Source organism: Pseudaeromonas sp. HNCC25DJ180 (assembly GCF_055413345.1).
The window spans coordinates 71,847-97,512 of the sequence record NZ_JBVAYF010000013.1 but is presented as its reverse complement, the minus strand read 5'-3'; the positions used below and the strand labels follow the sequence as shown (position 1 = coordinate 97,512).

The window sequence follows — 25,666 nt, the reverse complement described above, 5'->3', positions numbered from 1 at the left end:
GCTTGTCACTCGCGAGTCCGATGTATTGAGTATAGATAAAACTGTAACTTGTGCAGGTAAGTATCGAACGAGAAAGCGGGATGGGAGGAGCGGCGCTAGAAGGTGAAGAGGAGGGAGGCGTTTGCCTCCCGAATTGCTTAGAAAGTGGCGCTGACAATCTCTTTGGTGAAGGACTTTTCACAATATTTGCACTTCATGCGCACATCGCCTTTGATCGCCCGGACGCTAAAACCACTGGCCACCGGTTCGCTGTGGCTGATGCAGTTGGAGTTGGGACAGGCGAAGACTCCGTTGATCTGCTCCGGCAGTCGCAGTTGATGCTTCTTCACCACTTTGAAATTTTCGATGATGTTGACCGTGGCATGGGGAGCAAACAGTGCCAACTGGTTGGCCTGGGCTTCGGTCAATGAGGTGTTCTCCACCTTGATCAGATCCTTGGCGCCCAAGGCGGCAGAGGGCAGATTGAGGCCCACTGTGATGCGCTCACGGGTATCCAGCAGATGAAACAATTTAAGGATCTTGATCCCTTGGCTTGCCGGAATATGGTCGATAACGGAACCGTTGCAGATGGCTTCGACCTGAAGTTGTTGCTTCTCAGACATGATGAACTCTTCCTCGACGGTGCATTATACAGTTTCGTTAAGAACCAGGGCCAACAGGGCTTGACGGGCATAAACCCCATTTTCTGCCTGCTCGAAATAGTAGGCATAGGGGGTGGCATCCACATCGATATGGATTTCATCCACCCGAGGTAGGGGATGCAGTATCTTCAGATTATCTTTGGCGCCCTCTAGGGTTTCGGTGGTGACCACATACTTGGCGGCTATGTGCTTGTACTCGGTTTCATCAAAGCGCTCTTTCTGCACCCGGGTCATATAGAGGATATCCAGCTCGGAGACTATCTCCTCGAGTTCCTCATGGACGCTGAACTCTATGCCGCGCTCTTCCAGCTCTTCGCAGATGTACTCCGGCATGGCCAGGGCTTCGGGGGAGACAAAGTAGAGGCGGGCGTTGAACAGGCTCAGTGCCTGGGCCAGGGAGTGCACAGTGCGGCCATATTTCAGATCGCCGACAAAGGCTACTTTCAGGCCATCCAGGCGACCTTGGGTCTCATATAGGGAGAAGAGATCGAGCAGGGTCTGGGTGGGATGCTGATTCGAGCCATCACCAGCGTTGATCACCGGCACCCGGGAGAACTCGGCGGCCAATCGGGCGGCGCCCTCTTGCGGGTGGCGGATCACGAAGGCATCGGTATAGGAGGTGATGATGCGCACCGAATCGGCCAGGGTCTCCCCCTTCTTGGCCAGGGAGGTGTTGCCTGCATCGGCAAAGCCTATCACCGAGCCCCCCAACCGCTGGACGGCTGTCTCAAAGGAGAGGCGAGTGCGGGTTGAAGCCTCAAAGAAGCAGCTAGCCACCAGCTTGTTGCACAATAGGTCGTGACGGGGTTCTGCCTTCAGGCGAGTAGCGGTTTGTACCACCAGCTCCAGCTCGGGGCGTGTCAGATCGGAGATAGAGATGATGTGCTTCTGATAGAGGGGGTTGGCCATCGTCTGTGTTCCCTTATGCGTCGGTCATGCGGTCAAAAAAAAGCCCCTGCAGAGGGGCTTCTTCTCAATAGAGGGCTTGTTGGAAACGGAAGAAGCGGTGCGACGTGAGGCACAAACAGTGACCGGGCAATTGTCTATCTGGGACATGCTTCCTCCGTTGGTCATTAACAAGGCGTGAGGATTATAGAGCATGGGACGACACATGTTAACGCATCCCCATTGGATTTGCGTTTTTGGTTCGTTTTTTCAGCACTCATGCACTTTTAGTTGATTTATTGCGCAGTTGAATCGGGGCGGTAAAAAAGGGCTTTACCTTTGGGGGCTAGTTTGTATAATTCGCCTCGTTGAATGCAGGGGCGTAGTTCCAATTGGTAGAACAGCGGTCTCCAAAACCGATGGTTGGGGGTTCGAATCCCTCCGCCCCTGCCAACACTCAACAAAAACCGCCGACTGGCGGTTTTTTGTTTTCCGCTCTAGCCTTTTTCGCCTTTCATGTCGTTTTCTGTGTGAGTTGGTTGTTTATACAACTTTTATCAGCTTAGCTTCCCAACTATCCCGCCAGTTTATTTTTGCTTTGTTCACTATTCGCTCTTGGTGGCATTTAGCGAATGCGCCGCAACAGGCGGCCGGAAATGCCAGTATCAAAACGCCATACCGCATCGAAGATCTTCATCAGCGCCGGTTTGCCATGGCGTGACAGACTGACGGCATTGAAGCGGTTGCCTCTTTGTTTGAGCGCCTCGACCTGCGTGATCAGTTCAGCCGGCAGGCGTTGGGCAATAAAATCGGAGAGCACTATGGCATCGGCGTTTTCATAGCGGGCCTGTTGCATCTTGCCTAGTACGTCAGCGAAGCAGGGCGCCAGATCGGTTCCGCCCTTGAAGGAGCTCCCCAAGAAACTCAGAGCCTCTTGTAGACCGGCGGCTCCGGTTAGCTCGTAACTAACCACCTCGGTGGAAAAGAGCTGGATGATGCACTCCCGGCCATCGCTCAGCGCGATTTGCAGCAGGCCAAAACAGAGCGCTTTGGCTGTCTCTTCGGGATAGCCGCTCATGGAGCCAGAGGTGTCGATACAAACGATGAAGGGGCCCTTAGGCAGGGGCTCTTCTCCTTGTAGATAGTGCTCTACCTTAGTTTTACGCAGGCTGCGGCTCTGGCCCATGAAGTGATAGTTGAGCAGGCGTCGTTCGACCAGATGCTTATAGAAGATGGTCTCCAGCTCAGGGTTGGCGAGCAGCATGGCTTCTGAGGAGAGCAGGCGATTGAGTTGATCACTTTGGTGCACTCCCACCAAATCATCGGGGACGTTATCCATCTGCTCGTATTGCAGGGTCTGGGCCTCATGGTGGCTGAGCCTATCCCTGTTCTTGCTCTCCTGGCGCGCAGTACGTCCCAGCTCGGCGGCGATCCTTTGCAGCTCCGGGTTTTTGGCCAGGAAGCGGGCATAGTGGCGCAGCCTACGAGTATCGCCTTGTAGCAAGCGCGCGGCGCTCATATCCCAGAGTTTACCGGGGTTTTGCGGGTTGAGGGTCTGCTCCACTTCGCTGGCAATTTCCATGCGCTGCTCCAGTTCCTTGAGCATGCGTTCGCGCTCCTGATCAGCCAGCTCCAGCTCCAATGACATGATGCGACTGATCAGGCTCTCACGCCATTTTTGCAGGAACAGTTGCTTGCGGTTGAGCGGGTTGGACTCCTTGAGATTTTCCAGCAGCTGGATGGCCTCGGTATGGAAGGGGCTAAAGCGTTCTAATTGGCAGACTAGCCTGGATTCATGGGGGACAAACCGCGCTGGCTCCAGTTGCTGGGTCTCCTGATAGAGCAGGAACTCCTGCTCCAGCTCAGGGGGGGCCGGCGCATGTTGTACTTGTGCGCTGAGCCCGTTACTCCAGCGTGCTAGATGCTCTTTGAGTTGAGCCTCAAACCTGGGCTTGGCCTTCATGAAACTCATGACCTGAGGCGAGGCCATGATGCCGCTGACCATCTCTTTGAGCAGGTCGGCCTCACTGAGCGAGAGCATCATGCTCAGGGTATGCAGTTCCATCATGTTTTATGACCTCCGGCCTGTTGTAGCAGGTGATCCAGGTTAGTTTGGGTCTCACTGAGCTGGCTCTTGAGGCCATCATCTTTTTGCGACAGCTTCAGTAGGCTCTCCTCGATGGAGAGTAGCCACTCCTGAGAGAGGAATAGGTGCGGGCATGCATCGTTGAAGGCATGACGCTGCTGTTGTATCTCTTTGTGTAGCGCCAGCCGTTGCTGCTCCAACGTGGCCAGTTGTTCCAGCCAGCGCTGTTGCTGCCAGGCCGGGATAGGGGTACGCCGCACCCAGGCCAGCGGCGTGGCGCGATGCGCCAGGTCACGGGCGACCAGGCGTTGCTGCTGATCCACATCCAGTGTCAAGGGCGTGGTATGGGTATCGCTTTGCAGGCGGCAGAGAATGGGCTCACCCTTGCGTAACCAGCGCAGCAGTTCGGGGCGGCCCACCTCGGCATACAGGGCCAAGCGCTCGGGTTGTTTCGGATCCAGCTGGCACGACTGCAGGAATAACAGCCGGAAACTGGATTGGTGCAGATCCAGTCCATTCTCCTTGAAGTTGAGATCCCAGCCAGCCCCCTTGAGCAGCTTGCCATGGCGAGGGGTCAGGTGACAGCCTAGCTCCTTGGCGACTTCATCCAGGTAATGCTGCAGATCCTGTTGCAGTCGTTGCTGGGCAAATTGCAACCGCTCTTGGGCGAAGGCGTGGCGGCGGGCATAGTCAGAGAGTTGTTGAGCGATTTGCTCCCGGGCATAGAGGTCATGCCAGAGGCAATCCTTGAGCAGCAAGAGATCCAAGGGGCCGATCTGCTTGCGGCCATTGAAGAAAGCACTGGCCTGCAACAGACGTAGCGCCTTCTTCCAGCGCCGATCCGAGACATAGAGGGAGTTTTTGTGGTTGCCCTCATCGCTGTTGGCCAGGGTATTGAGCCGCTCTCGCAGTTGGAATAGCTGTTCGAATAGGGCATCACTCAGGGCGACCTGACTCAGCTCTAACTGCCACTGCTGGTACTCCCCATCCTCAATTTTCAGTGGGTCTGGCACCGGGTCCTGGGCTGGATCCTGACGGCTGGTGAGCATGGCGCGGAAGTTCTGCTTGTCCTGGATCCGATCCAGCCAGAGCCGCAATAGCATACGGTCATAGAGGGCTTCCAGGCCGCTATCTTCCTGCGGTAGCTCGTTGGAGGCAGTGACCAGCAGGCGCATGGGAACCTGGATCTCCTTCTCCCCGTTGCGAAATCTGTGCTCATTGATGACGGTGAGCAGGGTGTTGAGAATGGCTGGGCCCGCCTTCCAGATCTCATCGAGGAAGACCACCTCGGCATCGGGTAGATAGCCATCGGTCAGGCGCAGGTAGCGCCCCTCATCTTTCAGGGCCTGGATCGAGAGTGGGCCAAAGACCTCCTCCGGGGTGGAGAAGCGGGTCATCAGATACTCAAAGGCCCGACTGTCGCGAAAGGCGCAGATCAGTCGACGGGCTATGAGGCTCTTGGCTATGCCTGGCGGGCCGAGCATGAAGACGCTCTCGCCACAGAGGGCAGCCAGCAGGCATAGGCGCATGATATCCTTGCGCTCATAGAGTCCCTGAGAGAGGGCATCGATCAGTTTACTGATCCGTTCGGGTAATGATTTGCTGCTCATGCCACCTACATTCTGTTGGGGTTGGCGATATCCGAAGACCGGGTATGACGTTGCAGACCAGGCACGTCCGAAGGCACTGGATTGCCATGCTAATTGTTGTGCTAGCAGGTACAAACGCAAGGATTTTAGCGTGGATTCCTAGAGACTAGATTGGTTTAGGTCACTTGTCCTGGAGATTTTCCATTATGGTGAACGGATTTACGCTCTGGGCTGTGAGGCTGGAGCGTGGTGACACGACACAAATCGGAGGGGGTAACAGGTGATGGATTCTCGGCGGCTTGCACTGTTTCAACCTCTGGGTCTGGTGGAGTGGCAACTGCGACATGGCGAGCTGCTGGCCTGCCAGGGTCGGCTGCCCGCTGGCGATGCGGCTGGTGCCGCGCCTGGGGCCGAAACGGCACACTCCGCGTTGTGGTGGAGTGGCGATGCCCCGGCTTGGCTTGGCGATCTATTGGCTGTGTTGGGAGTGGCTGCCGCAGCCTGTCAGCCCTTGCCTCAGCGGCTGTCCGAGTCGATGCCGTTGGCCATGGTGCTGCTATTGCCTGGCGCGACCGAGCAGGCCTTGACGGTCGCTTGCCATCATCGCTTCGATGCCCGACTGGGCAAGCGCGAGTTGTGGCGCCAGCTCTGTGCCGCGGGCGTGGTGGATACGAGTCGTTGGGGAGGGACCTAGATGCCGCAGATCCGTGCATTAGGTGTCGAGGCGTTGCCTGCCATGCTGCTCGTGGAACAACAGGCACATCCCACCCCCTGGAGCGAGGCACTGTTGGCCTCCAACTTTGGTGAGCGTTATCTCAATCTCGGGCTGTGGCAGGATGCGCAGTTGGTGGGGTTTTGCATTGCCGATAAGTTGTTGGATGAGAGCACGCTATACAACATCTGTCTGTTGCCATCCTCTCGGGGAAAAGGGTGGGGGCGTATGTTGCTTGAGCATTACCTGGCATTGACCCAGCAACTAGGCTGCCAGCAGTGGTGGCTGGAGGTACGCTGCAGCAATCTGGTGGCTCAGCAGCTCTATTTGCGGGTTGGCTACCAGCAAGTCGGGGTGCGTAAAGGGTATTATCAGACTCAAAATGGGCGCGAGGATGCGCTGGTGATGCAACGCACCCTCTGCTGAATGCAACTAGGCATCTGCGAATCGGGTGGCGTTCTGGATGGGCTGTGCTATGCCCTATACATTGACCTTTGGGGTGTGCGACAAGGATGAGGTGCGTTTGGCTGTTATGCCTGTGGCTGCTGCAGGGAAGTGCCCTAGCCGGGGTTTATAAGTATGTGGATGAACACGGTGTGGTGAGCTACACCGACGACTTCGCTACGGCCGCGCCATTTAATCCGGAGGAGATGGAACTGCTGGAGCCGGATCCTGACAAGGTCAAACTGCGCTATACCCCCAGCGGTAATCTCTTCATCATCAACGAGCTGTATGGCCCTGTCACTGTCACCCTGCAATTGAACCATCTGGCAGGGGTCAGGAGTCAGACCGATCTGACGCAACCGATAGTGGTCGCCGCTCGCGCCGAGCAATTCGTGGATAATCTGCACTATTCGGGAGAGGGGAGCCTGGAGATCTCCCATCAGTTCATCGTGGGCTCTCCCAGCCAGGTGCTGGAGTCGGATCTGCTGCCGCCATTCCATGGCCGCTTCCAGATCTCCCAAGGCTTCGAGGGCGCCTATAGCCATCACTTTCCGGGTAACCGCTATGCTATCGATCTGCCTATGCCGGAAGGGACACCCGTGCTGGCTGCCCGCAGTGGCACAGTTCTCGATATGAAGATGCACTTTGCTGGCCATAGCAATGACCCGGCCGCCCGAGCCCGCACCAACTACCTTCGGCTGCTGCATGCCGATGGCACTATGACGATTTATGTCCATCTGCGTACCGGCTCGGCTCGGGTGCAGATAGGTCAGTCGGTGGCCGCGGGTGAGCTGATCGCCGAGTCGGGCAATACAGGGTACAGCACGGGGCCGCACCTGCACTTTGCGGTACAGCGCAACGATGGCAAGCGGTTGATCTCTATTCCTTTTGTCCTCAAGGGGCAGGCGCCTCATCAGGGGGATTGGCTCTCCAACTGAGCCTGTTGATAGCTTGTCAGCAGTTGGGCTAGCCCGCCTTGGCTCAAGGGACGCCAGTTGGCCGCGGTGCCGACCAACCGGAAGTGCTGCAGTGACGGGTCAAACTGCACCTTTTGTCGCTCGCCTTGAGGCTTGGCCTCCAGGATCAGTAGGGGTAGCTTGTCTCCGGGGGCGATGAAACTCTCCAGCAGTTGGGCTGTGGCCGGGTCTGCTTCTTGTTCCAAACGAACCATCTGCCACCCGTTGAGTCTTGAGGCGCTGCCTGCGTTTGGCCATAGTTCCTGTTCTCGCTGTGGGCAAAGCTGGCATTGGCGACTCACCAGCCAGATGAGCAGGGGTTTACCATCCTGTTGTGCTTGATTGCTGGCCTGTTGATAGCCGGCGGCATTGTAGAACCAGGGGCGTTGGGCATCCTCTGAGCCCTTATCCAGCCAGAACAGGGCCAGTAAGCTGGCCAGTAGAGCCAGTGCAGCCCCAAATAGCACGGCTTGCCACTGCCGCAAGACGATTTTCATCCCCAGCCTCCCGGCTTAGATTCTTAAGGATCCTCATTCTGCACCCAAGCTTAACAAAACTCAAAAAGCGAACAGCTGTACGCTAAAAAGTTGGATCCGTTAGCTGACAAGCTGGTAAATTGCGCACCATTCACACTACAAGTGTCCACTGATAGGTAAGCATCGATGAATGAGCTCCATTTGGTTAGGGTGTTCAGGCAGCGCATCGAAGGATTGAAGAGTAAAGCCGCACAGCGGGTCCAGCAGGATGGACAGTGGCGTGACATCAGCTGGCAGGCCTTTGGCCGCAGCATGAATTATCTGGCCCAGGCGTTGATCCGCTTGGGGCTGCAGCCACAGCAGAGCGTGGGGATCTTCGCGCGCAACATGCCGGAGTGGACTCAAGCTGATCTGGGGATCTTGGCCGCCCGCGGTGTGGTGGTGCCGATCTACCCCACCAATACCCTGGATCAGACCCGTTACATCATTCGAGATGCGGGCATCCGTATCCTGTTTGTCGGTGAGCAGGCTCAATATGACATGGGGCTGCAGTTGCTGCAGGAGGGAGTGATCAGCCAGCTCATCGCCCTGGATGAGCACGTCAATCTGCGCGCTTGCTCGCAAGCGATGCACTTTGCCGACCTGCTGCGCTTCGGCAACCATGCTCCCAGTGTGGATGAATTGCAGCGGCGGGCCGCCGATTATCGGATGGAGGATCTGCTGACCCTGGTCTATACCTCTGGCACCACGGGAGAGCCCAAGGGGGTGATGCTCGATTTCGCCAATCTGGCTGCCGTGCTGGTGCTGCATGATCAGCGGGTCACTGTCGGCCACAGCGATGTCTCCCTCTGTCTGCTGCCCTTGAGCCACGTTTATGAGCGTTTCTGGAGCTACTATGTGCTCTATCGAGGCGCCCTCAATGTCTATATTCGTGACCCGCAGAGCGTCATGTCTGTGCTGGGCGAGGTGCGACCCACAGTGATGTGCGCCGTCCCTCGCGTCTACGAAAAAGCCTATAGCATCATTCACGGCAAGGTGGCTGAGGCGAACCCGGTACGGCGTGCCCTGTTCAACTGGGCCAAACGGGTGGGGCTCAAGATGCTGGAGGTGAAGCGCAGCGATGAACCCGCCGCGTTGACTTTGCGTTGGCAGCACAAGCTGGCCGATGCCTTGGTATTTGCCAAGTTGCGGCAGCGCTTTGGTGGCCGGGTGCGTTTCCTGCCAGTGGGTGGGGCGCGACTCGCCGATGAGATCAATCTCTTCTTCAATGCCGCCGGTCTGAACATCAAGTATGGCTATGGCATGACCGAGACCTCGGCCACTGTCTCCTGCCCGGAAGAGGACTCCTTGCCTATCGGCACCATAGGTAAACCCTTTGATGGCCTAGAGATCAAGCTGGGGGCGGAGAAGGAGATCCTCATCAAGGGGCCCACTGTCATGCGCGGTTATTACAACAAGCCGGAGGAGACCGCCAAGGTGTTCACCGAAGATGGCTTCTTTCGCACCGGTGACGCGGGTGATCTGGACGCCCAGGGCCGCCTTATCTTCACCGAGCGTTTGAAGGAGTTGATGAAGACCTCCAATGGCAAATATGTGGCGCCGCAACTGGTCGAGGGGACGCTCTCCCAGGATCGCTTCATCGAGCAGATTGCTATCATTGCCGATGCCCGCCACTTCGTCTCGGCCCTGATAGTGCCCTGTTACGCCTCGCTGGAGGAGTATGCCCGCTCTATCGGCATCAGCTATCAAAGCCAGGTGGAGCTGCTGCGCCACAGCAAGGTGGTGGAGTTCTTCGAAGGAAGGATCAATGCCATGCAAAAAGAGCTGGCCAAGTATGAGCAGGTGAAGCAGTTCACCCTCTTGCCGCGGGCTTTCTCCATGGAGAAGGGAGAGCTGACGCCCACGCTCAAGCTGCGACGCAAGGCGATTGAGCAGGCGTTTGGTGACGAGATCGAGGCCATGTACCGGACTCGCCGCTAAGCTTGGCTGGCTAACCGATGCAACAAGCCAGGCCCTGCGGGGCCTGAGTTGTTTCTGGTGGGGTCATTGCCAGAAGTGTTTGCGGATCTCCTCCCTACGTTGGCAGGGGGTGATGCCGATGTCCTTGAGCTGGGCATCACTGAATTCGGCCAACTGGCGCCGACCTCGACTGTTTTGCTGCCAGAGGGCGAGTTTCTGCCGTAACAGTCGGGTACTGCTGATTAGCTTGGCTAATAGCCTCAATCTGAGTCTTGGGCGTGAAATGGCGATGAAGAGTGACATGGTGACTCCTGATGAGCGGTAACATCCTGTTGTGGCTCTCATCATCGAAGTTCTGGCACACTCTCACAAACGCGAAAATCTGCATTGGGTATTAGGTGAGCTTATGTCAGTGCTAATGCACAGGTTGAAGGCCTTGGCTGTGCTGGAGGCGGTATTACGCACCGGCTCCTTCAGTCGGGCTGCGGAGTCGCTGTTTATTACCCAGTCGGCTGTGAGTCAGCACATCAAGCAGTTGGAGGGGGAGCTGGGTCTGCTGTTTGAGCGGTTACCCAGGCAGTTAAAGCCCACGCCGCGAGCCGAGCGCTTGCGCCCTTTCTTGCAGCAGGGCTTTGCCCAATTGGAGGAGGGGTGGCGGCAGATACAGAACCGGGACGAGGAGTCCGTGGTGACCATTACCCTGCTGCCCTCTTTTGCCAGTCGCTGGTTGTTACCGCGCCTGGCTCAATTTACCGCCTGCTGTCCCGAGATTGAGCTGCGCCTCGCCATGAGCGATCAACTGCAAGATCTGCAGATCTCGGCCATCGATCTGGCCATCCGTTTCGGGCGTGGTAACTATCCTGGGCTACAGGTGACGCACCTGATGGATGATGAACTGTTTCCGGTGGCGTCACCGGGTTTGCTGGCCCGAGAGGGGGCGCCGGCTACACCCGCCGAGTTGGCGCGCTTTACCCTGCTTAAGGATAACTCGCTGGAGTCGTTTAACTGGTCGAGCTGGTTGCGCCTGGCCGGGGTCACCGAGTTTGTGCCCAGCCACAATCTCACTATTTCCGACTCGGCTCAGGTGGTCAATATGGCGCTGGCTGGCCAGGGGGTGGCGTTGGCTCGACGCTCTTTGGTGGGAACCGAGCTGCAAAATGGCACTCTGGTGCAACTATTTGATCTGCTCCTGCCCTGTCCTTTTGCTTACTACCTGCTGCAGACCCCGCGCACCATGCTGCGTCCCGCCGTGCAACGTTTTGTCCTTTGGTTACAGCAGCAGATTGCTCAGGATAAGGTAGTGCAGGCGGAGTTGACGCGATCCGTTTAGGCGGGGTTGCGTTGCCGGGCGACGTACTCTGCCCACTCCAGTGCATAGCAGCGCAGTCGGTGCGGCTGGCCGTCGAATTCGTCACAGAGGCGCTCTTCGATAAAGTGCAGGCCATTTTTGACCATTACCCGTCCCGAGGCTGGATTGGTCGGGGCGTGTTCCGCTTCGATGCGATCCACTCCCAGCTCGTAGAAGGCAAAGTCCAGCATGCTGGCGACCGCCTCGCTCATCAGCCCCTTTCCCCAGTAGGCGCGCCCCAACCAGTAACCCAAGGTGCCGACCTGCTTGATGCGCCGATCGGCCTGGCGCTCTTCACGCAGCAGCAAACTGATGCTGCCGATCAGCAGGCCGCTGGGCTTGTCGGTAATGGCAAACATGGCGGCCGTGTTGGCCTGCCACCCCGCCGGGTGAGAGGCGATCCAGCGTTCGGCCAGGCCCGGCGGGTAGGGATGGGGTATGAGGATGCATCCTTCGGCTACCGCCCGGTCACCTGCCAACAGACGTATCCGTTCGGCATCGCTAGATTGGAATGGCCGCAGGCGCAGGCGGGGTGTCTCGATCTCGGGTTGTGACATGTGAATTCCCGGTAATAACTGGCTGTTAGCCTGCCACAACCCGGCAGCCCAGGCGAGCCACTTAACTCAGGCGGCGCACCAAGCTCTCCCGTTGGGCTCCAAAAGGCTCAGTCCAGGGTTTGGGTTGCCCAGGCTTGTTGATATGGGTCACATCGCCACTCTCCCGGAAACGGCGTATCCCCTCACGGTTAAGCCAGTAGAAGATGCCCCAGTTGGCAAAATCCCACTCGGCATTGTAGGGGTGAGCCTCATAGTCAATATAGAAGAGCCCCTGCGCATTGAGTACAAAGTTGGCCGGGTAGTAGTCGATATGCCAACCCGCCTGTTGCAACTGCCTGGCCATGGCGAAGATGGGGCGAAAATGGCGGTCATCGAGCCCCTGTTCGACCAACAGATCTATGATGAGATCACCGGCTATGTACTCTTTGACCAGACAATACGCCTGGCTACTGAAGGCGAGCAGACGGGGGTGGGCGATGGCGGCGGCCTGTAGTCGCTGGTAGCTGCAGAGTTCAAACTCCAGCGCCTGAGCAAAGGGTATGGTCTGCAGCGGGGTAGATTGATAGCGTTTGAGTACCACTTTCTCGGGTAACGCTTGGCTAGCGCCATCGCGCCCCTGGCGGTGGTAGAGATAGGAGATGGCCGATTTTCCCCGCCCTATCTCCGTTTCCAGCAAATAGAGGCAATCTCCCAGCCAGAGTTGCGGCTCTGCCAGGGTGAGCGGGTAAGGCGAGGTGTGGGCTTGATCCGGCATAGGGTGTTAACTAGTTAGTGAACCTGGTGGCTACTCTCCAGGTTTTGGGCTTGAGTTTCTTGCCGTTCAAGGGTGGAATCGGGGGGTGGATTGCCTAAATAAGACCTATACAGGCCACATAAAGTCGCTCGTGGCGCTGCTGTGGCTTGCATTGCCGAAGCGGCTGCTTGATGCTGAAGCCTGCGTCTCATCTCGATTTATCATCTGGAGCAGCTATGACCGCGATCGCCACCCTGACCTTCTCTCCTTCCCTCGACAGCGCCACCGTTACCGACCGCATCTATCCAGAGGGAAAATTGCGTTGTGCCCAGCCGGTGTTTGAACCGGGGGGCGGTGGTATCAACGTGGCGCGGGCTATCCAGCGTCTCGGTGGTGAGGCTCTGGCCATCTATCCGGCAGGGGGGCCAACCGGTGAGCATTTGAGTGCGTTGCTGAAGGATGAAGGGCTGCAGCTGGCGGTGGAAGTGACGCAGGATTGGACCCGGCAAAATCTGCATGTCCTGGCCCAGAGTAGTGGCGAGCAGTACCGCTTCGTGATGCCGGGTGCGTCGTTGTGCTCCGAAGAGATCCATGGTTTACGGCTGAAGGTGGCGGCCTTGCCCGCTCACTCCCTGCTGGTGATCAGCGGCAGCCTGCCGCCGGGCATGGATGTGGCCGATCTGGTTGACCTCCTGAGCTTTGCCAAGCAAAAACGGCTGCATTGCGTGGTGGATAGTTCTGGACCGGCCCTGGCGGCTGCCGTGGCTGAAGGGGGGTTGTGGCTTATCAAGCCTAATCAAGCCGAGCTGGCTGAGCTGACTGGTGAACCAGTCGACAGCCCTGAGGCGATCGTGGCGGCGGCGCGGGCGCTTATCAGTCGCGGGGCGGCCAAGTTGGTGGTGGTATCAATGGGGCCACAAGGTGCCCTAGCGGTGAGCCGAGAGCAGAGTGTGCAGGTGGTCCCCCCGCCGGTACAGAAACTCAGCACAGTTGGTGCCGGGGACAGTATGGTGGGGGCCATGTGCCTGAAACTGGCGGCTGGCGCCGATCTGCGCGAGATGGTGCGCTTTGGGGTGGCCGCCGGAACCGCCGCCACCTTGCGTCACGGCACCCAGTTGTGCGACCCGATAGAGACGGATCGCCTCTATCATCTGCTGCAACAGCAGTGAGGCGTGGTCAGATATTGAGATTAGCGCTGGCATTGAAGGAGTAGACGCTGATATCGGTTCGCTGCTGCCAGCCTAGATGGCGATAAAATGCTTGAGCCTGCTGATTGTCGGTATGGACAAACAGGTGGCTCTTCTCTACCCCCATGGCCTGCAGGGCTTGGATTGCCGCCTGCAGTAACGCTCGGCCTATACCCACTCCCCGCCACGCTGCGGCCACGCTCAGATGTTGCAGATAACCGCGACGGCCATCGCTACCCACCAGGATGGCACCGAGTATCAGCTCATTCGCTTCAGCCACGAAGCTCAGCTCCGCATTGCGCGCCAGATAGGCGGCAATGGCGGGTTCTGAGTCGGCCTCGCGCAGGGTCACCCCTTCGCTGGTTTGCCACAAGGCCATCACGGCAGGATAGTCTTCGCGGGTCATGGGGCGTAGCAGGTAGGTCAAGGTGAGCTCCTGGCAAGATAAGGTCAGTGGCTAAAGGGGAGAGGGGCGACCAGTTGCAGCGTCTTGTTCAGTACGCCGTCAGTGACGTCGAGCAGGTAATCGCCGGAGGTTTGGTAGAGTTGCCACTTGTCTGAGTTCAGCCCTTGCAAGCGGATAAAGTCACTGGCCTCAGCCACGCTGGAGAAAGCTTGGGTGCCGGTAAACAGACCATAACACCAGGGGCCGAGCACCAGAATTATCTCGCCTTGCGCCACGTTAGCCTGATCGTGAGGCGCGCCCAAGACATAGACAGGGTGACGAGGCGCCGAGCGTACCATGGGGACGCTGGCCTTCTGATAATCGATAAACACCGCCATGGCCAGGGCTAGTAGCAGCGCCAGCGGGATCAGCAACCCTTGAAGTCTCTTCACCATAGTTCTCACCTCGCCGGTGTAACATTATGATTACTCTACGGGAAAGCGGTGGAGTGAGCCACCGCTGGCTGATGTTTTGAGCAAATATTCGACGTTACTAAGGCGCGTGCTGGTCGGTTACCGATCCCTACTCCTCAGCGCTTCTGGCCGGAGAGGCGGCACCACTCCTCTTTCACGGCAGTCGGATCCATGTTGAACCACTGACCGTAGATCCCTTCCAGCTCGACGGCCTGAGTCTCCAGCACGCCGGAGAGGGCCAGCAGACCACCCGGGCGCACCAGATTGTTCATCAGCGGCGCCAGTTCCCGCAGGGGGCCGGCCAGTATGTTGGCTACCAGTAGGTCTGCTTGCAACTGGGTAGGTTGATCCTCTGGCAGGAAGAGCTCCAGACGGTCGGCTACCCCATTACGCTCGGCATTATCCCGGCTGGCCTGAATGGCTTGGGGGTCGATATCTATGCCAATCACCCGTGCGGCGCCCAACTTCAGGGCGGCTATGGCCAGAATGCCCGAGCCGCAACCGAAATCGACCACTGTCTTGCCCTGCAGATCCTGGCCGTCCAGCCATTGCAGGCAGAGCGCTGTCGTCGGGTGGGTACCGGTGCCGAAGGCCAGACCCGGATCCAGCATCACATTCACGGCCTCAGGGTCTGGGACTTCACGCCAGCTGGGACAGATCCACAAGCGTTCCCCAAACTGCATAGGATGGAAGTGATCCATCCACTCCCGCACCCAATCCTTGTCCTCTAACTGCTCTATCTTGTAGGGCATCTGCTTGCCAAAGTGACGCTGGAAGAAGGCGACTATAGGGGTCGGGTCCACTTCGGCATCGAACAGCCCGGTAACCGTGGTTTCGCCCCACAGCTTGGTCTCGCCGGGCAGCGGTTCGTACACCGGATTGTCGTGGGCATCCATGTAGGTGACAGCCTGAGCACCCTGGCCCATCAGCATGTTGCTGAGTTTGTTGGCGGATTTGGCGGTCGCGTACAGTTTGATTTGTATCCAGGGCATGGCGGTCACTTCGTTAAGAAAAAAACGGACGGATTGTAGCATAGCTGCCCCCGGCCAGACAGGCGTCGCTGGTGGCGGTGGGCCGGAAGCGGGAATGCCTAAGGGAGCGTGAAGGGGGCCAGGTGATAGGTTCGGGGTTGCAGATCCAGAGCCTGCCGGGCGGCGAGTTGCTGGATTTTTTGATCTAACTGGACGGCGATGGGACCAATCAGCAACTGTAGCTTATGGCTATCCAGTTCGTAGCGGGTGATGACGCCCAGCTTCTGCAGGGCGGCGTTATCCAGTTGCGCCGGGCTCTCCACCTCCACCGTCAGGTAGGTGAGGCTGGCGCTCATGCTGATGAGATTGCCCAGCCCGCCCAGGGCCTTGATATAACCCACGGCCAGCAGGCTGATATCCGAGTTGGCATGGTGGTTCCGCTCGGTTGCGTTGCCGCTCTGGCTCTGCCAGATGTGGGCGCGCAGCCCTACTAGACGTAGTACCAGATGGGATGCGATGCCATAGAGCAACAGGGTCAAACCAGCCAGCAGGTAGAGTTGCAGGCTGTTGCTCCGCGCCCCGGCTTGCCACAGGGAGTCGACACCACCCAAGAGGTGGGGAATGGCAAACTGGATATTAGCGTGTTGACAGAAGGCCAGCAGCAGACCGGCCAGCAGGATATGGGTGCAAAACAGGGCCGGCGAGATGAGCAGCAGGGGCAGCAGCAGGGGTTCGGTGACACCCGTGATGAGGCCACTGATACTCAGCAACAGCATGGCACCGATGAAGGCGCGGCGTTGAGCCATAGGGGCTTGATGAATGAGCGCTATGGCCATGCCGGGCAGGCCAAACATCTTGACGGCATAGAGACCGGAGAGAAAGGTCAGCTGCTGGCTATCGAGCTGCCCCGCCGTATCCGGCTGTACCAGGGGATGGAATATGGTGTGTAGGCCGAACGGGGTCAGCAGTTGGTAGAGGGAGCCGAGGGCAAAGCCCCCTTCACGCTCCCGGAGCCAGCTACTGCCAAGGCGTAGTAGTTCGGGTTCCAGCCAACGGAAGAGCGCGGCCAAGGGTATGCTGAGCAATAGGCAGAGCAGGCCGTTGAGGATCAAGATGATGGCGGCGCCCTTGAAGGAGTGCAGCAGGGGTGGCAGACGCAGGCGGGCCAAGTAGGGATAGGAGCATGCAGAGGTGATCCCGGCGACCAAGGCACAGCTCATGGCGGTGTGTTGTTGCTGTGGTGCCAACACGCCTAGTGTCGCAGTGAGTATCAGGTAGCCCAAGGTGGCATTGATCGCCTGCATACCAAAGTTTTCCCGCTGCAGGCTGCTGGCGATGAGCACGGCAAAACAGAGCGGCAATATGCTGTACAGGCTCTGTCCCGCGCCCAGCAGCAGTTGTCTGGGCAGGCTTTCGCCCTGGCCAAAATAGACCAGCAGAGAGGCGAGGGGCAGCAGGGTTAGGGTCAATAGCAGGGCGTGACCCCAGTCATGTACTCGGCGGCTATTGGACACCCAAACCTCGCATAAAATGTGATGTGGCGCACATTCTAGCGCACTTGGTTCCATTTTGGGTAGCGGATTTAGCAACTGGCTCTGAGTCCAGCCCATCAAGAGGGGCTGGATTGAGAGAGGCAGGGGTGTAATGCAGAGCCAGGCTGGTCAAAACGGGGAGGTAACACGGATAAAGCGCAGATAACCCCAGGCCGATAGATACTGGCAGATAAAAGAAGAGGCCACCGGAGTGGCCTCTCTTGAGACGTGGGTTACAGCCCCAGCTTCTTGTGCAGGTAGTGGATGTTAGTCCCCCCCTGCTGGAAGTGTTCGTCGCGCATGATCTCTTTTTGCAGCGGGATATTGGTCTTGATCCCTTCGACCACTATCTCGTCCAGCGCCTGACGCATGCGGGCGATGGCGGTGTCGCGGCTATCGCCGTAGCAGATGAGCTTGCCGATCATTGAGTCATAATAGGGCGGAACCGTGTAACCGTTGTAGATATGGGAGTCCCAACGGACACCCAGACCACCCGGGGCATGGAACCACTCAATCTTGCCGGGCGCTGGCAGAAAGGTCTGCGGATCTTCAGCGTTGATGCGGCATTCGATGGCGTGGCCCTTGAGGTGAATATCTTCCTGCTTGATGGTCAGCGGCTGACCTGCGGCGATCTTCAACTGCTCCTTGATGAGATCGACGCCTGTGACCATCTCGGTCACGGGATGTTCAACCTGGATCCGGGTGTTCATCTCGATGAAGTAGAACTCACCGTTTTCATACAGGAACTCGAAGGTACCAGCACCACGGTAGTTGATCTCGAGACAGGCGCGCACGCAGCGAGCACCGATGAACTGACGCATCTCTTCGGTGATGCCTGGCGCGGGCGCCTCTTCCACCACCTTCTGGTGACGGCGCTGCATGGAGCAGTCCCGCTCGCCCAGATAGATGGCGTTGCCCTGGCCATCGGCCAGTACCTGGATCTCGATGTGGCGAGGATTCTCCAGGTACTTCTCCATGTAGACCATGTCATTGTTGAAGAATTGACCGGCTTCGGATTTAGTCAGGGCGATGGAGTTGACCAGTTCAGCCTCGGCTCGCACCACGCGCATGCCGCGACCGCCACCGCCACCGGCGGCCTTGATGATCACCGGGTAACCGATGCGCTTGGCGATGGCCGCATTTTCCTTGGCGTCATCACCAATGGGGCCACCAGAGCCAGGTACGCAGGGGACTCCGGCTTTCTTCATGGCGTTGATGGCGGAGACCTTATCACCCATCAGGCGAATGGTCTCGGCACGGGGGCCGACGAAGATGAAGCCAGACTTTTCCACCTGTTCGGCGAAGTCGGCATTTTCCGAGAGGAAGCCATAACCGGGGTGGATGGCCACGGCACCGGTCACCTCGGCCGCCGCGATGAGCGACGGCACGTTGAGGTAGGACTCCTTGGCGGAGGGCTTGCCGATGCAGATGGTCTCGTCGGCGAGTTTGACGTGCTTGAGATCGCGGTCAGCGGTGGAGTGCACCGCGACCGTCTTGATCCCCAGCTCCTTGCACGCGCGCAGTATGCGCAGCGCAATTTCACCGCGATTGGCGATGACTACTTTGTCCAGCATGGTCAGAGACCTCTATTATTCGATGATGAACAGCGGTTGATCGAATTCGACCGTGTCGCCATTTTCCACCAGGATCTGTTTGATCACGCCAGCCTTGTCAGACTGGATCTGGTTCATCATCTTCATGGCTTCGACGATACAGAGGGCATCGCCGACTTTGACTTGTTGGCCAATCTCGATGAAGGGGCCGGTATCCGGGCTGGCGGAGCGGTAGAAGGCGCCAACCATGGGGGAGCGCAGGATATGACCACTCAACTCACTGGCAGGGGCCGCAGCGGCTGCCGCTTGCGGGGCTAAGGCCTGGGGGGCCGGTTGCGCATAGGCTACAGCCGGCGCGGCTTGGGCCACCATGGCACGACTGATGCGTACTGACTCTTCACCCTCGGTGATCTCCAGCTCTGTAATGCCGGATTCTTCAACCAGTTCGATCAGTTTTTTGATTTTACGGATATCCATTTGCATTCTCTGTTCAACTTCTCTAGCTGTTAGTTGTTTGACTGACGCAGATGGCGCACAGCCGCTAGTAAAGCAAATTCGTAACCATCCGCACCCAAGCCGCAGATCACACCCTTGGCCACATCGGACAGGTAGGAGTGATGGCGGAACGGCTCGCGGGCATGGACGTTAGAAAGGTGGATCTCGATAAAGGGTATGGCGACTCCCAACAGCGCGTCGCGCAGGGCAACACTGGTGTGGGTGAAGGCGGCGGGATTGATGAGGATAAAGTCTATCGCACCCATGGCGGCGTGAATGGCGTTGACCAGTTCAAACTCGGCATTGGATTGCAGATGCTGCAGGGTGACATCCTCGGCGGTGGCAACCTGGTGCAGATGGCTGACGATATCGTCCAGGGTCGCTGAACCATAGATTCCCGGTTCGCGCTTGCCCAGCAGATTCAAGTTCGGGCCATTGAGCAGCAGAATGCGATGTCTTGCAGTCATCTTGCGGTTATCCTCGGCAATCATGCAGCCATCTTGGCTGTTCTTTAGGGCGATGGCTAGGTTTTTTGTTTTTTATGCTTTATCGCGCTGGCCTTCAAGCCAAACTCGCCAATTATATTGATTTCGTGAGATTTGGCAGCACTTTACTGGTCTAATCTCCGCAAGAAACTGTTGTCGCGCTCAAAGTATCGCCTTACCACGGGGCGTCTGCTTGTTTTTACAGCAAAAGATCAGGGGTCACACTGTCAACTCGCTGCCGGGCAAGGTAGAATGTGATAGATCCCCCAAATATTAACACGCAGAGTCAGGAGAAATGGATGTTGAAGCGTGACATGAACATTGCTGATTACGATCCCGAGCTGTGGGCGGCTATTACCGATGAGACAGTGCGTCAGGAAGAGCACATTGAGCTGATCGCCTCCGAAAACTATACCAGCCCGCGCGTCATGCAGGCTCAAGGTTCCCAGCTGACCAACAAGTATGCCGAAGGCTATCCTGGCAAGCGCTACTATGGCGGTTGTGAGTACGTTGACATCGTCGAATCGTTGGCGATTGAACGAGCCAAGGCTCTTTTCGGTGCCACCTACGCCAACGTTCAGCCGCACTCGGGCTCTCAAGCCAACAGTGCCGTCTACATGGCGTTGCTGCAACCCGGTGACAAGGTGCTGGGTATGAATCTGGCCCATGGCGGTCACCTGACTCACGGCTCACCAGTCAACTTCTCCGGCAAGCTGTATGACATCATTCCTTACGGTATCGATGAAACCGGCAAGATCGATTACGTCGAGCTGGAACGTCTGGCCCTAGAGCACAAGCCGAAGATGATTATCGGCGGTTTCTCTGCCTACTCAGGCATTGTTGATTGGGCCAAGATGCGCGAAATCGCGGACAAGATCGGTGCCTGGTTCTTTGTCGACATGGCTCACGTGGCGGGTCTGGTGGCGGCGGGTGTTTACCCCAACCCGGTTCCCCACGCTCATGTGGTGACTTCCACTACCCACAAGACCTTGGCTGGTCCGCGTGGTGGTCTGATCCTCTCGGCTGCCGATGACGAAGAGTTGTACAAGAAGCTCAACTCTGCCGTCTTCCCGGGTGGCCAGGGCGGCCCGCTGATGCATGTGATCGCCGGTAAGGCGGTTGCGTTCAAGGAAGCGATGGAGCCGGAGTTCAAGGTACTGCAGCAACAGGTCGTTAAGAACGCCAAAGCCATGGTTGAAGTGATCAAGTCCCGCGGTTACAAGATTGTCTCCGGTGGCACAGATAATCACCTCTTCCTGATCGATCTGGTTGATAAAAATCTGACCGGTAAAGAGGCCGATGCGGCTCTGGGTCTGGCCAATATCACGGTCAACAAGAACTCAGTACCGAACGATCCGCGTTCCCCCTTTGTGACGTCCGGCATCCGGATCGGCACTCCTGCCATCACGCGCCGTGGCTTCCAGGAAGCCGAAGCCAAAGAGCTGGCTGGCTGGATCTGTGACGTGCTGGATAACACTACTGATGAACAGGTACTCTCCGCGACTCGTGAGAAGGTGCTGGCCGTTTGCAAGCGTCTGCCTGTCTATGCCTGATCGCCATTCGCTTTGCGATGAGTAACGAAAAGAGCCGCAGCGATGCGGCTCTTTTTATGGGCAGGTTACCCCCTAGGGGCGGTTCGGCTACCGCTTGCTCTATTCGCTGATCTCTTTTTTCACACTCTTGACGGCATCCCGGCTGCTATGGCCTATGGTGGTGGTCACCTCTTTGGTTCCCTGCCCCACGGCATGAGCTGCATCGCGGCTGGTATGCCCTATGGTGCGTCCGGCAGACTTGATATGGCTGCAACCGAGCACCAGCAGCAGTGGTAAAAGTAGAAATAGCCTCTTCATGGGCTTGGGCTCCTCGAACTATGTAGGCGTGGCCTGTCTCGAGCTGAGAGTATACCCAAGCAAGAGCGATGAGCCAGCCATGGTTTATCGCCGTTGGTGGTGCAGGAGTGGGAGGGCAGGAAAAAAACCGCCAGCAGAGCGGCTGGCGGCGGTGTAAGGGTTAGTTAGAGGTTAGGCTGCTACGCACAGAGACGCTTGGCGGCTCTTCTTAGCGCGCCAGCCCAGCATCACCAGGCCCAGCCCCAGCAGGGCGTAGGTCTCAGGCTCTGGTACGGCCGCTGTGATACTGGTAATAGCAGTGGCACCGGTGAAAGTCGTTGACTTGATCTGGCCATATTGGGTCAGTGAATTCACGAATACGCCACCCAGGAGCTGATTATTGTTAGTCAGTGCTGCATTGGGGGCTAATATGGAGCCTGCGAACGGTTTATCCAGTGTCACTGAGGTCGCATCATAGAAGTTCCAGAGTGTCTTGCTGGAGAGTTTCTGCAGGCTGCCAAACAGATTGGCGGTCAGGGTTGAGCTTTGACCACTCACGTTGAACAGCAGGGCTGTGGCACTGCTATCTACGTTGAAACTGAAGTTATTGGTGGAGTTCAACTTGGTGATATCACTGGCCGACAGGTTGATTACGGCTAGGCCAGAGGCATTGGCCTTGGCGGTGAAGGTGGCCTTGCTGTGCTGATCCACACTGTAGCCGCCGGTTGTCGCCTGGGTACTCAGCTGTTGCGACAAGGAACTCAGGCTGGATTTCAGGGCACTGGTCGAGGTGTTCTGGGCCGCGATCACCTCACTTTGTAATGCACTGTTTTGGCTTAGGGAGGTGATACGCTTCTGATTGATATTTCCCCCCGCCACTGCGCCAGCCACATAAGTGACACTCTGTTTGTTACCGTTGTAGTTGGTATAGCTGCTGCTGCCTAATACGGCTGTGCTGCCGTTGTTGATGACGCTGTTGCTCAAAGAACCGGCAATGACAGCCCCACCGTTTTCTACATGAATATTAGAGGCGGAGCCTTGTACCGTCAGACCAGCATAGCTGGAGGCGCTTGATTTATAATTTCCACCGTTCAGCGCGCCGCCAATATAGGTGCGCCCATCCACGTTGGCGCTGGAGGTACTGTTTCCGAACACCACCACATTAAACTGTTGCAGAATATCGAGGCTGCTGAGCCCTGTGCTGGTTGACGCGGCGCTGGCTGCACTGGCCATGCCAGTTAACAGCAGACCGCAGAGGGCCTGGTTCAACAATCGCTTGGCACTAAGCCTATTTACTGTGGTTCTCATTGGCACTTCCTTCCTACGTAACTTGTGCATATTTCAGTTCTTATGGCTGATTTAGCCTATATTATGTGCGCAAATTTAATACGTAAGAATGAGTAAAGCCAGCTTTACTAAAAAATACCTTTCTATTATTACTTTAATCAGCAGCTTGGTTTTCGAACGGCGCCACTTGTGACGGCTGTCACGTTATTTTTAGTGCCAGCGCCGCGCTAAAGCGCTCCTTGCCGTACTGCATCATGGCGTAGAAATCATCGCGCCGGACGGGTACCTGCATGGCCGAAGCTAGTCGTTCGCGGCTGCTGTCCACATCCGGATCGTGGAAGAAGACAAACTGTTCATCGATACCGACCAACACCACCCAGTGCGGGGCTTTGTCCCCGGTCAGGCGCCAGGTGCTGATGAGTACCAGTACCGGGTGGCCTAACGCCAGCTCGGCCTCCAGCTCTTCAAGAACCGGGCGGCGGATGGCGGGTTCAATGCCGCAGGCGGCGGCCTGGCTGACAAAGTCGGCCTGCACCAGCTCCATCACCTGCCGTTTGCTTTCGCTGCGTACGCCACGCAGGAAGGGGGTCTGGGTCTGGCTCACCCACAGCCGTGGTTGTAGCCCCCGGCGCTGTGCGGCCAGAGCCAGCCCAAGAGCCGAACAGCCACCATGGCCAGTGGTCATGAAGACAGTGGTGGCCTCCCGCCAGATCTGCACCTCATCACGCCGCTTCAGGGGGATGCCTGGTTGCAGGGCGGCCTGGGCCATCAGTAGGCAGGCGGGGCCGCAGGTGAAGGGCAGCGTTTGCGCATAATAGGGGATGGGCAACAGGCTGGTGGGGTGCCCAGGTTGCAGCCGTTTTTCCAGGCGAATGCCATCGGCGGCATCATCGTAGTAGTGAGCCAGGATGCGGATGGGGCGATAGCCCTGCTGGAGGTAGAGCTGCTTGGCGCCTAGGTTGTCCTGGCGCACCTCTAGGCGCAGGGTAAGGTAGCCACGTTCCAACGCCTCGGCTTCGCTGGCGACGAGAAGCTGTTTGCCCAGCCCCTGACCACGGCACGCTGCGGTGACGGCCAAGGAGTAGAGGCGAGCCAAGTGGGTGCGATGATGAAACAGCACCAAGGCATAGCCCAGTAACTGGCCATCACGCTCCAGGATCAGAGTGCGGCTGTTATCACTCTTGATGAAACGGCGAAATTGGCGGGCGGAGAGCCGGTCTCCAGGAAAACTGTCAGCTTCCAGAGCCAGCAGGGCGTCCAGATCATCCAGTACGGCATGACGAATCATTGATCTCTCCTGACAACCAGTAGGGACGCCTCAAGGAAGAGCCGCACTCAGATTGCGGCTGGCGTCTGCCCAGACGAGTCAGGATGACAGGGGGTAGGCGAGGGGCAGAGGTGCCCGGTTGAGGCTAGAGCATAGGCCGAATGGCTTGACGGGTAAAGTGTGACGGGCATAGCATTCTGCAGGGCTGAGAGTCGTAACCCCAATCCAGGTGTCTGTGATGCCGATTGACTCTGCAGCCGGGTCGTATCCGACCTCCCGCTCGTGCCGTGCCGGATACCGTTGCTGTTCAACTTGGAGTCTGTATGGCCAAGTTTTTGATAGTCACGGAAAAAAAATCTGATTGGGCCGCCTACTTTCCCTCGGAAAGCGTCGTTAGCGTTGGCGATTATCTCGACCATCGCAGCGACCAGGCTGCCCGGAATACCCAAGTCATCAATCTTTGTCGCACCTATGATTACCAGAGCATAGGTTATTACTGCACCCTGTTGGCCGAAGCCCGCGGTCACCGCATTCTGCCCACACTGCGCACCATCAATGAGGTCTCGAATCGCGAGCCGCAGTTGATGGTGCTGCATGGCATGAACGAGGCGTTAGATCAGGCGTTCGCCGGTCAGGAGCAGGGGCAGGTCACCCTGCTCTTTTATTTTGGCCAGAGTGATGTTCTTCCCTTACAACGTCTGGCTCGCCAGCTGTTTGATCAATACCCACTGCCGGTCATGGAGGTCACGTTTCGCCACAACAAGCATGGCTGGCATCTGGCCTCGATCGCCCCTTATCCCTTTCACAAGTTGGAAAATGGTCAGCAGGATAGCTTTGCTACCGCGCTGGAACGTTTCTCTCGCAAGATCTGGCGTCAGCCCACCCAGAGTAAGCGTTACCGTTATGATCTGGCGATTCTCATTGACCGAGAGGAGCGCATGCCCCCCTCCAATCTGCTGGCTATCAAACGCTTTATCCGCGCTGGAAAACGGTTGGGTATCAATGTGGAGCTCATCGATCGAGAGCAGATGGGGCGGCTTGGGGAGTATGACGCCCTGTTTATTCGTGCCACCACCAACATCGACGATTTCACTTATCAGTTCGCCCGGCGCGCCGAGAAGCTGGGGCTGGTGGTCATAGACGATCCGGCCTCTATCATGTATTGCACCAACAAAGTTTACCTGGCCGAGTTGCTGGAGAAGCACAAGGTGCCGACCCCCAAGACTCGAGTGTTGCGGGTCGGCGAGCGCAACTGGGTGGAGAAGAGCATCCATGACTTGGGCCTACCCTGCATACTTAAACTGCCGGACGGTTCCTTCTCCCGGGGCGTACACAAGGTCTGCACGCCGGAAGAGCTGGAGAGCAAGGCATTGGAGTTGATGGCCTCTTCGTCCCTTATCCTAGCCCAGGAGTATATGTATACCGACTTTGATTGGCGTATCGGGGTGCTCAATCGCCAGCCCTTGTTTGCCTGCAAGTACTACATGAGTCAGGGTCATTGGCAGATCTATCAGCATAAGGAGGGGGGCAGCTTCAATGCGGGGGGGTGGGAGACCTTAGATGTGATGTCGGTGCCGCGCTGTGTGCGTGATACGGCACTGCGTGCCGCCAATCTCATCGGCGATGGCCTGTATGGCGTGGATATCAAGCAGCGTGGTAACAAGGCTTATGTCATTGAGATCAATGACAACCCGAACATAGACAGGGGGATAGAAGATCACTTCATGGGCGAGCTCATCTACGAGCGGGTGATGCTCGAATTTCTGCGTCGCTTGCAGCAAAGAGGGTTATAAACCAAGTGCGCTGAATTTTGGTC

26 protein-coding genes and 1 tRNA gene are annotated in these 25,666 nt (G+C 57.5%); 9 read left to right on the top strand and 18 right to left on the bottom strand.

Annotated elements, in window-relative coordinates; translation table 11 throughout:
* Positions 1-137: 137 nt before the first annotated feature.
* Together pyrI and pyrB are read right to left on the bottom strand one after the other, a co-directional pair.
* The gene (pyrI, locus tag ACZYTD_RS13140; protein WP_463892640.1) at positions 138-602 is read right to left on the bottom strand and encodes an aspartate carbamoyltransferase regulatory subunit; all 465 of its coding nucleotides are present in this window, start codon (positions 600-602) and stop codon (positions 138-140) included.
* Positions 603-626: 24 nt separating this feature from the next.
* Entirely contained in the window at positions 627-1,550 is a 924-nt protein-coding gene (gene pyrB, locus ACZYTD_RS13135; protein ID WP_463892639.1) for an aspartate carbamoyltransferase, read from the bottom strand.
* Between the two features lie 352 nt (positions 1,551-1,902).
* Here pyrB and ACZYTD_RS13130 point away from each other — a divergent pair.
* Positions 1,903-1,979, top strand: a tRNA-Trp gene (locus ACZYTD_RS13130).
* A gap of 172 nt (positions 1,980-2,151) precedes the next feature.
* Here ACZYTD_RS13130 and viaA read toward each other — a convergent pair.
* Complete coding sequence (gene viaA, locus ACZYTD_RS13125) at positions 2,152-3,594, bottom strand: ATPase RavA stimulator ViaA (RefSeq protein ID WP_463892638.1); 1,443 nt, start codon at positions 3,592-3,594, stop codon at positions 2,152-2,154.
* Complete coding sequence (locus ACZYTD_RS13120) at positions 3,591-5,222, bottom strand: ATPase RavA domain-containing protein (RefSeq protein WP_463892637.1); 1,632 nt, start codon at positions 5,220-5,222, stop codon at positions 3,591-3,593. The genes viaA and ACZYTD_RS13120 overlap by 4 nt, the downstream gene beginning before the upstream one ends.
* A gap of 259 nt (positions 5,223-5,481) precedes the next feature.
* Here ACZYTD_RS13120 and ACZYTD_RS13115 point away from each other — a divergent pair, with 259 nt between their 5' ends.
* The 3 genes from ACZYTD_RS13115 (at position 5,482) to ACZYTD_RS13105 (ending at position 7,295) form a co-directional block, all read left to right on the top strand.
* Positions 5,482-5,895 carry a hypothetical protein gene (locus ACZYTD_RS13115; RefSeq protein ID WP_463892636.1) on the top strand — a complete coding sequence of 138 codons (414 nt, stop codon included), beginning with the start codon at positions 5,482-5,484 and terminating at the stop codon, positions 5,893-5,895.
* A complete protein-coding gene (gene rimI, locus ACZYTD_RS13110) occupies positions 5,896-6,339 on the top strand; it encodes a ribosomal protein S18-alanine N-acetyltransferase (RefSeq protein WP_463892635.1) in 444 nt (147 codons plus the stop codon). It abuts the gene before it with no gap.
* Between the two features lie 86 nt (positions 6,340-6,425).
* A complete protein-coding gene (locus tag ACZYTD_RS13105; RefSeq protein WP_463892634.1) occupies positions 6,426-7,295 on the top strand; it encodes a peptidoglycan DD-metalloendopeptidase family protein in 870 nt (289 codons plus the stop codon).
* On the opposite strand, the gene ACZYTD_RS13100 is transcribed toward ACZYTD_RS13105, so the two are convergent.
* Complete coding sequence (locus ACZYTD_RS13100) at positions 7,271-7,810, bottom strand: hypothetical protein (protein WP_463892632.1); 540 nt, start codon at positions 7,808-7,810, stop codon at positions 7,271-7,273. The genes ACZYTD_RS13105 and ACZYTD_RS13100 overlap by 25 nt on opposite strands.
* A gap of 165 nt (positions 7,811-7,975) precedes the next feature.
* Between ACZYTD_RS13100 and ACZYTD_RS13095 the strand changes: the two genes are divergently transcribed.
* A complete protein-coding gene (locus tag ACZYTD_RS13095; RefSeq protein WP_463892631.1) occupies positions 7,976-9,769 on the top strand; it encodes an AMP-dependent synthetase/ligase in 1,794 nt (597 codons plus the stop codon).
* A gap of 63 nt (positions 9,770-9,832) precedes the next feature.
* Here the strand turns inward: ACZYTD_RS13095 and ACZYTD_RS13090 are convergent, their stop codons facing one another.
* The gene (locus ACZYTD_RS13090) at positions 9,833-10,051 is read right to left on the bottom strand and encodes a DUF1127 domain-containing protein (RefSeq protein WP_463892630.1); all 219 of its coding nucleotides are present in this window, start codon (positions 10,049-10,051) and stop codon (positions 9,833-9,835) included.
* Positions 10,052-10,154: 103 nt separating this feature from the next.
* On the opposite strand from ACZYTD_RS13090, the gene ACZYTD_RS13085 reads away from it, so the two are divergent.
* Positions 10,155-11,078 carry a LysR substrate-binding domain-containing protein gene (locus tag ACZYTD_RS13085; RefSeq protein WP_463892628.1) on the top strand — a complete coding sequence of 308 codons (924 nt, stop codon included), beginning with the start codon at positions 10,155-10,157 and terminating at the stop codon, positions 11,076-11,078.
* Here ACZYTD_RS13085 and ACZYTD_RS13080 read toward each other — a convergent pair.
* Both ACZYTD_RS13080 and ACZYTD_RS13075 read right to left on the bottom strand, forming a co-directional pair.
* The gene (locus ACZYTD_RS13080) at positions 11,075-11,653 is read right to left on the bottom strand and encodes a GNAT family N-acetyltransferase (RefSeq protein WP_463892627.1); all 579 of its coding nucleotides are present in this window, start codon (positions 11,651-11,653) and stop codon (positions 11,075-11,077) included. The two genes, ACZYTD_RS13085 and ACZYTD_RS13080, sit on opposite strands and share 4 nt — an antisense overlap.
* 61 nt (positions 11,654-11,714) lie before the next feature.
* Complete coding sequence (locus ACZYTD_RS13075; RefSeq protein ID WP_463892626.1) at positions 11,715-12,407, bottom strand: BUD32 family EKC/KEOPS complex subunit; 693 nt, start codon at positions 12,405-12,407, stop codon at positions 11,715-11,717.
* 215 nt (positions 12,408-12,622) lie between these two features.
* Between ACZYTD_RS13075 and pfkB the strand changes: the two genes are divergently transcribed.
* The gene (pfkB, locus tag ACZYTD_RS13070; protein WP_463892624.1) at positions 12,623-13,555 is read left to right on the top strand and encodes a 6-phosphofructokinase II; all 933 of its coding nucleotides are present in this window, start codon (positions 12,623-12,625) and stop codon (positions 13,553-13,555) included.
* A gap of 7 nt (positions 13,556-13,562) precedes the next feature.
* Here pfkB and ACZYTD_RS13065 read toward each other — a convergent pair whose 3' ends face one another.
* From ACZYTD_RS13065 to aroQ, 7 genes are all read right to left on the bottom strand, one after another.
* On the bottom strand, positions 13,563-14,000 hold the full coding sequence (locus ACZYTD_RS13065; protein WP_463892623.1) for a GNAT family N-acetyltransferase: 438 nt from the start codon (positions 13,998-14,000) through the stop codon (positions 13,563-13,565).
* Between the two features lie 23 nt (positions 14,001-14,023).
* The gene (locus ACZYTD_RS13060) at positions 14,024-14,413 is read right to left on the bottom strand and encodes a hypothetical protein (protein ID WP_463892622.1); all 390 of its coding nucleotides are present in this window, start codon (positions 14,411-14,413) and stop codon (positions 14,024-14,026) included.
* A 134-nt stretch (positions 14,414-14,547) separates the two neighbouring features.
* Positions 14,548-15,423, bottom strand: a complete 876-nt coding sequence (gene prmA / locus ACZYTD_RS13055; protein WP_463892663.1) for a 50S ribosomal protein L11 methyltransferase — start codon at positions 15,421-15,423, stop codon at positions 14,548-14,550.
* A 98-nt stretch (positions 15,424-15,521) separates the two neighbouring features.
* Complete coding sequence (locus ACZYTD_RS13050) at positions 15,522-16,916, bottom strand: PTS transporter subunit EIIC (protein WP_463892620.1); 1,395 nt, start codon at positions 16,914-16,916, stop codon at positions 15,522-15,524.
* A 251-nt stretch (positions 16,917-17,167) separates the two neighbouring features.
* On the bottom strand, positions 17,168-18,508 hold the full coding sequence (gene accC / locus ACZYTD_RS13045; RefSeq protein WP_463892619.1) for an acetyl-CoA carboxylase biotin carboxylase subunit: 1,341 nt from the start codon (positions 18,506-18,508) through the stop codon (positions 17,168-17,170).
* A 15-nt stretch (positions 18,509-18,523) separates the two neighbouring features.
* The gene (accB, locus tag ACZYTD_RS13040; RefSeq protein ID WP_463892618.1) at positions 18,524-18,964 is read right to left on the bottom strand and encodes an acetyl-CoA carboxylase biotin carboxyl carrier protein; all 441 of its coding nucleotides are present in this window, start codon (positions 18,962-18,964) and stop codon (positions 18,524-18,526) included.
* A gap of 29 nt (positions 18,965-18,993) precedes the next feature.
* A complete protein-coding gene (gene aroQ / locus ACZYTD_RS13035; RefSeq protein ID WP_463892616.1) occupies positions 18,994-19,449 on the bottom strand; it encodes a type II 3-dehydroquinate dehydratase in 456 nt (151 codons plus the stop codon).
* A gap of 317 nt (positions 19,450-19,766) precedes the next feature.
* On the opposite strand from aroQ, the gene glyA reads away from it, so the two are divergent.
* Positions 19,767-21,020: a serine hydroxymethyltransferase gene (gene glyA / locus ACZYTD_RS13030; protein ID WP_463892615.1), complete on the top strand. Its 1,254-nt coding sequence runs from the start codon at positions 19,767-19,769 to the stop codon at positions 21,018-21,020.
* 99 nt (positions 21,021-21,119) lie between these two features.
* Here glyA and ACZYTD_RS13025 read toward each other — a convergent pair whose 3' ends face one another.
* The 3 genes from ACZYTD_RS13025 to ACZYTD_RS13015 form a co-directional block, all read right to left on the bottom strand.
* On the bottom strand, positions 21,120-21,317 hold the full coding sequence (locus tag ACZYTD_RS13025) for a hypothetical protein (RefSeq protein ID WP_463892614.1): 198 nt from the start codon (positions 21,315-21,317) through the stop codon (positions 21,120-21,122).
* Positions 21,318-21,488: 171 nt separating this feature from the next.
* On the bottom strand, positions 21,489-22,604 hold the full coding sequence (locus ACZYTD_RS13020; protein ID WP_463892611.1) for a collagen-binding domain-containing protein: 1,116 nt from the start codon (positions 22,602-22,604) through the stop codon (positions 21,489-21,491).
* A 178-nt stretch (positions 22,605-22,782) separates the two neighbouring features.
* Entirely contained in the window at positions 22,783-23,871 is a 1,089-nt protein-coding gene (locus tag ACZYTD_RS13015) for a GNAT family N-acetyltransferase/peptidase C39 family protein (RefSeq protein ID WP_463892609.1), read from the bottom strand.
* A 302-nt stretch (positions 23,872-24,173) separates the two neighbouring features.
* On the opposite strand from ACZYTD_RS13015, the gene ACZYTD_RS13010 reads away from it, so the two are divergent.
* Complete coding sequence (locus ACZYTD_RS13010; protein WP_463892608.1) at positions 24,174-25,643, top strand: RimK family protein; 1,470 nt, start codon at positions 24,174-24,176, stop codon at positions 25,641-25,643.
* Positions 25,644-25,666 lie beyond the last annotated feature (23 nt).